Annotated in this window: 5 protein-coding genes; 1 reads left to right on the top strand and 4 read right to left on the bottom strand. The window is 73.0% G+C overall.

The features are described from left to right. The first annotated feature begins 199 nt into the window (after nucleotides 1-199). The gene (locus tag ACTIGN_RS08620) at nucleotides 200-1,135 is read left to right on the top strand and encodes an MBL fold metallo-hydrolase (protein WP_439622820.1); all 936 of its coding nucleotides are present in this window, start codon (nucleotides 200-202) and stop codon (nucleotides 1,133-1,135) included. 31 nt (nucleotides 1,136-1,166) lie between these two features. On the opposite strand, the gene ACTIGN_RS08615 is transcribed toward ACTIGN_RS08620, so the two are convergent. The 4 genes from ACTIGN_RS08615 to ACTIGN_RS08600 all read right to left on the bottom strand — a co-directional run. Beyond that, on the bottom strand, nucleotides 1,167-1,868 hold the full coding sequence (locus tag ACTIGN_RS08615) for an HAD-IA family hydrolase (protein ID WP_439622818.1): 702 nt from the start codon (nucleotides 1,866-1,868) through the stop codon (nucleotides 1,167-1,169). A gap of 10 nt (nucleotides 1,869-1,878) precedes the next feature. Beyond that, nucleotides 1,879-2,211: a hypothetical protein gene (locus ACTIGN_RS08610; RefSeq protein ID WP_439622816.1), complete on the bottom strand. Its 333-nt coding sequence runs from the start codon at nucleotides 2,209-2,211 to the stop codon at nucleotides 1,879-1,881. A 63-nt stretch (nucleotides 2,212-2,274) separates the two neighbouring features. Then, a complete protein-coding gene (locus ACTIGN_RS08605) occupies nucleotides 2,275-3,207 on the bottom strand; it encodes a hypothetical protein (RefSeq protein WP_439622814.1) in 933 nt (310 codons plus the stop codon). Nucleotides 3,208-3,421: 214 nt separating this feature from the next. After that, on the bottom strand, nucleotides 3,422-5,479 hold a 2,058-nt coding region (locus ACTIGN_RS08600; RefSeq protein WP_439622812.1), incomplete at its 5' end, for a DUF58 domain-containing protein.

Below are 5,479 nucleotides of genomic sequence, written 5' to 3'. Positions count from 1 at the left end.
GATGGGGGCGGTCGCGCCCGCGGGGGCCCGGGGTAGGGGGGGCATGGGGCTGCTCCGCTTCTGCACGGGGGGCCCCTAGGGGCTCCCGGCTCGCCCCAGCTCCGCCGCTACGGTGCTTTTTTCAAGGTCGGTGAGCGGGTACAACTGACTCCCAGACGTCGCACAACCCGCGCCCTCACCCCGTGGGAATCGGTACCACATGACCGGTCGGTTCACAGTTCTGGCGAGCGGGAGCAGCGGAAACGCCGCGCTACTGGAGGCCAACGGGTTCGGCCTGTTGATCGACTGCGGGCTGCACCCGAAGGCGCTCACGGCCCGGCTCGCGGAGGTCGCGGCCTCGTGGGCCTCGGTCCACGCGGTCATCATCACCCACACGCACACCGACCACTGGAAGGACCTGGCGCTCGCCGACCTGCGGAGCCGCCGGATCCCGCTGTGGGCGCACCCGGCGCACTTCGACCACCTCGCGGCCGCGTCGCCGTCGTTCGAGGCCCTCGACCGGGCCGGCCTGGCCCACGCCTACCAGGACGCGCACCCGCACGACCTCGCCCCCGGGCTCCGCGTCACCCCGGTCCGCGTGTCGCACGACTCGGACCCGACGTTCGCGTTCCGCGTCGACGCGCACGACGCCGGCCAGCTCGCGTGGTCCGTCGGGTACGCCTCGGACCTCGGGTGCGCGTCGCGCGAGCTGATCGAGGCGTTCGCGGGGGTGGACGTGCTCGCCCTGGAGTACAACCACGACCTGAAGTTGGAGCGGAGCAGCAAGCGGCCGCGGCACCTCGTCGAGCGCGTCCTCGGGGACCGCGGGCACCTGTCGAACGACCAGGCCGCGGAGGTGACGCGGGCGGTCGCGCTGCGGTCCGGCGACGGGTTCCCGGGCCACCTCGTGCAACTGCACCTGAGCCGCGACTGCAACCGGCCCGAGCTGGCGTCGGCGAGCGGCCGGGCGGCGCTGGCCCTGCTGAACCCGCGGAGCGAGGTCATCACCGCCCGGCAGGACACCGCCGCGAAGAGCATCCCGCTGCTGCGCCGCCCCGACGCGCTCAACCGCACCGGTTCGCGAACAGTAACGCCGGGACCGCCCGTCGCGGTCCGCCGCACCGTGCAACCGGCGCTCCCGGGGTTCGAGGCGTAGCGCCTTGCGCCGTGGGAAGAACTCGGGGGGCTCACGCCCCCCGCTCGCCAATCAAGTCCCCCAACTCGTTGACGACGCGCTTCGCGTCGAAGTTCCCGCGTGGGGCGAGCAGGATCGCGTCGAGCCCCGCGGCGCGTGCCCCTTCGTAGTCGTTCTCCACGTCGTCGCCCACGAACGCCACCTGTCGCGCGTCGCACCCGGCAAGGCGCACCACCTCAGCGAAGAACTCGGCGGCCGGCTTGCGGAACCCGACCGCGGCGCTCACCACCGTCCGCTCGCGGAGCGGGTCCAGTTCCGGGAACCCGTCCAGCACCGACAGGAGCCGCGCGTCGTAGTTCGACCCGAGGCCGACCACCAACCCGCGTTCCGTCAGCTTGGTGATGGTGGGGGCGGCGTGCGGGTTCACGGTCCACGCGGCCGGCCCCGCGAAGTGGTCGTACAGCGCGGCGAAGCACGCGCCGGGGTCGGGGACGCCGGCGAGGGTCTCGCACACGATCGCGTGCCACCGGGTGCGCTCGCGGTCCTCGGACGTAGCCCACCCGGCGGCGCGGTCGGCGTTCTCCTGCGTGCGGTACGCGGCGACGAACCGCCGCCGCACCTCGTCGGGCGCCAGGTCGAGCCCGGCGCGGCGGGCCACGTCGGCGTACACGACCAGCGCCGACGGGTTCGGGAAGATCAGCGTGCCGACCGCGTCGAAGAACACGGCCCGCACGTCGGGGCGGAGGGTGGGCATCGGGTGGGGCTCAGCTCTCGATCGGGGCGACGCGGCCGGCCTTCGGGCCGGGCAGGACGTTCTCGGCGGGCGTCGGGCCGATGGCGCGGGCCGCCGTGAGCGCCACCCGCCGGCCGGCGGGCTGCGCCGCGACCTCGGGGAGGGCGCGGGCCGCCTGCGCCGCGACCGCGACCTTCAGGACGTGGATGCCGCCGCGGAACACGATGAACCCGATGAACGACACCGGGGCCGCCTCGAACACCCGCTTGTTCAGCAAGAGCGAGTACGACTGCCAGAAGAAGAACAGCCCCGCGGCGACCAGCACCCAGCCGGCGACCTCGCGGCTCCAGTACGCGAACCTCATTGCAACTCCCCTGCGGCCCAAAATTCGACATTCGAAGCACGAAGCACGAACGAAGCTGACGGGTCACTGATCGTCTTTCGTGCTTCGAGTTTCGTGCTTCGGATTTTCCCGCGCGCGGCCCCACGCCCGCCACTTCTCCTGCCGCGACCGCTCCCGCCGCGTCTCGTTCCACCCGTCGTCGAGGAGCGTCATGGCGGCCTCGTCGGCCCGCATGGCCCGGAGCCGCCAGTACCCGAACACGAGCCGGCCCAGCAGCACCGCCACCGACAGCAGGCCGACCATGGCGACGAACCGCGTCAGCCCCGGGGTCAGCCCGCCGGCCTCCAGCGCCCGCCGGTACGACGTGCGGGCCGGCGCCCACCGGAACGGGAACGCCTCGGCCGGCGTCGCCTCGACCGCGTTCACCACCCACCACACGATCTGGCCGAGCAGCACCGCCACGCACGCCACGAGCAGCAGCGTGCCCACCTCCGACGGGTCGACGGCGGCCGGCGGGCGGCGGGTCGGGGGCTCGTCGGGCCGGCGCACCGCCCCCTCGGGCGCAATGGCCTGGTGCGTGAACCCGAGCACCCGGAAGTGCGCCGCGACGTACACCAGCACCGCCATCGCGAGCACGAGGTCGTTGATCCGGAACCGCCCCTCCTCGATCTCCCGCGGGTAGTAGTAGGCGTCGATCGGCGCGCCGAACGGGAACACCATGAAGTACGCGAGGAAGAACAGCACGAACGCCGGGGCCGCGGGCCACGCGAGCACCACGCCGGCCGCGCCGACGGCGAAGATCAGCACCCCGCCCAGGTCGCTCCCCTGCTGGAACATGACGAGGAAGATCATCGCCAGCGCCGCGACCGCGGTGATCAGGTAGCTCCGCACGGCCGGGTTGTTGAACAGCATGTTGAACCGGGCCCGCTGCGACAACTCCACGGAGCCGTCGCCGACCCACGTCGGGGCCGCGGGCGCGTCTTCGGGTGCGGGCGGTGGTGCGGGTCGAGTCGGCATGTTCGTTCCGTCCAATCGTTCTTGCTCGCTCCCCGCGGAAATACGGGCAACATGCTACGTCTCACGCGGGCCGCCACGGAGGGCGGCCCCTACAAACTCAACGCGAACTCTCCGGTAGGGGCCGCCCTCCGTGGTGGCCCGCCAACCACCTCCGGCGGATCTCGGCGGGACGCCGCCCACCCCGCACGGGGAGCGGGCGAGCGCCGGTGCAACCTTACCGGCGGCTGCGGAGGCCGCGGAGCCGGTCGAGGCGGTCGAGGACCAGTTGCACCGGGTCGCCGTCGTTGACCCGCATCACGGTCGCCCCGGCCCGGCCCAGCTCGCGGCGCAGCGAGCGGAACGACTCGTGGTACTGCCGCGTGAGCCGGTCGCGGACGTACTTCACCAGCCCGCGGGCCTGCGCGCTTTCTTTGCGGGCGAGCTTGTCCGCCCTGGGGCCGCGGAGCTTGCCCCCCAGCGAGTCGTCCTCGGGTGCCCCCGCGGGGGTGGCGGCGTCCGGGGCGTCGGGCGAGGGCACGTCGGCCGGCCACGGGACGATCACGAGAATGTGGTGGTGCCGCGAACGCGCGACCCGGCACGCCCGCACCACCGGCGCGAGGTCGGCCCCGAGTTCCGCGAGGTCGGCCAGGATCACGTACAGCTCGTTGTCGCGGGCGCGGCCGACGGCCCGCACCATCGCCTCGGCCAGCACCTGCGCCTTGCCGGTGCAGCGGAACCGGTACCGCCCGTGGTCGTCGTACAGCGGCACCGGGCACCGGAGCAGGTGGTGCTGGAGGAACGCCGCGACCCGGGCCGCGTAGGCGTCGTCGTCGAACACGAACCGCTCGACGCCGTCCGGCCCGGTCCCGTCCTGGAGCGAGAACAGCGCCCCGAGCTGCTTCCGCCGCGTGAGTTCGCTCTTCCGCTCGCCGAACCACCCGCGGACGCCGTGGACGAACCAGAACACCAGCGCCAGCGCCGCCGGCCAGAACAGCGACCACAGCGACAGCGCCCCGAACAGAACGAGCTTCGGGAAGAACGACCACGCCCCGCCGATCTTCCGGGTGCGGTACCCGGCGGAGTCGAACGAGTCGAGCCGCCAGTCCCGCGAGTAGTACACGAGCGCCAGGTTGATCAGGATCACGAGCAGCGCGACGAACCCCCACTTGCGGTCGAGCAGCGGGAGCCACAGACGGCCGAGCGGCATCCCGTTCACGCGCTTGGCCATCAGGTCCGGGTACACCTCCTGCGCGAGCGGGTACGCCCGGCGGGTGAGCTGCTCGGGGGGGACGCCGGCGACGCCGGGCTGGAGCGCCGACGCCTCGGCGAGCCGCCGCAGGATGCCGATCATGTGGATCTTGGTCCGCGCCGGCGGGCCGCCCTCGAACGCGGCCTCGTCGAACGTGGTGAGCCCGACGAGGTCGCGGTTCGCGGCCGACGCCTGCGACACGGCCGCTGCGACCCCGGCCATCCGGGTGAGCAGCGTGTTCCCCGGCGGGCCGAGCCGCACCCCCTCGCTCGTGTCGAGGAACAGCACCGCCCGCACCGGCACGTCGTTCTCGAACTCCTTGGTGATGAGCCGGTCGCGGCGGGCCGACGCCTTCCACGCGATCATCTTCGGCGGGTCGCCGGCCCGGTAGTCCCGCAGGTCGAGCAGCTCGTCGCCCGACCCGGCCTTGCGGAGCCGGTGGATGCCCGGGGGCGGGAGCGTGTTGAACCGCTTCACCGCCTTCTGCCGGCCCTCGTCGTTCACGAGCGGGGGCAGCACGAGGAACTCGGCCCCCTCGCGGAGGAACACCCGGCGGTAGAAGAACCCGTTGAGGTCGGCGACGCGGACCTTGACCCCCTCGAACCGCAGCACCCCCGGCGACGGGGCCTTCAGCGTGTACTCCAGAACGACCGAGCCGCCCGGGGGGATCGCGACGAACCGCTTCGCGGCGCCCGCGGTCCGCTCGGTGGCGACGGCGGTGCGGTCCTCGATGACGGCGAACGGGACGTCCAGGGCCGAGGGGTTCTCGACGGCGACGCGGACCTCGAACGGCACCCCGGCCCACACCATCGGCACCTCGCGGCCGCCCTGGGTCACGGTCCGGGTGACCCGGAGCCGCGACACGGCCGCGTTCGACCGCAGGTGGAACATGGTCCACTCGCACAGGAGCCACACCCACAGGGTGACGCCGACGATGGCCGGGACGACGGAGTAGTACGGGATGACGAACGCGCCGACCACCAGCACGAGGCCGCTGGAGATGAGGAACCACAGGCCGCGGGGGGTGAGCATCGGGAGAGCCAG

The organism is Gemmata sp. (assembly GCF_051859125.1).
Classification (GTDB): domain Bacteria; phylum Planctomycetota; class Planctomycetia; order Gemmatales; family Gemmataceae; genus Gemmata.
Note: the sequence above shows the minus strand (reverse complement) of the source record. Positions and strands in the feature narration are given on the sequence as shown.

Bases quoted from the DNA above. Each gene is read 5' to 3' on its own strand.
- ACTIGN_RS08620 (WP_439622820.1), top strand. From the start codon at position 200: ATGACCGGTCGGTTCACAGTTCTGGCGAGCGGGAGCAGCGGAAACGCC.
- ACTIGN_RS08615 (WP_439622818.1), bottom strand. From the start codon at position 1,868: ATGCCCACCCTCCGCCCCGACGTGCGGGCCGTGTTCTTCGACGCGGTC.
- ACTIGN_RS08610 (WP_439622816.1), bottom strand. From the start codon at position 2,211: ATGAGGTTCGCGTACTGGAGCCGCGAGGTCGCCGGCTGGGTGCTGGTC.
- ACTIGN_RS08605 (WP_439622814.1), bottom strand. From the start codon at position 3,207: ATGCCGACTCGACCCGCACCACCGCCCGCACCCGAAGACGCGCCCGCG.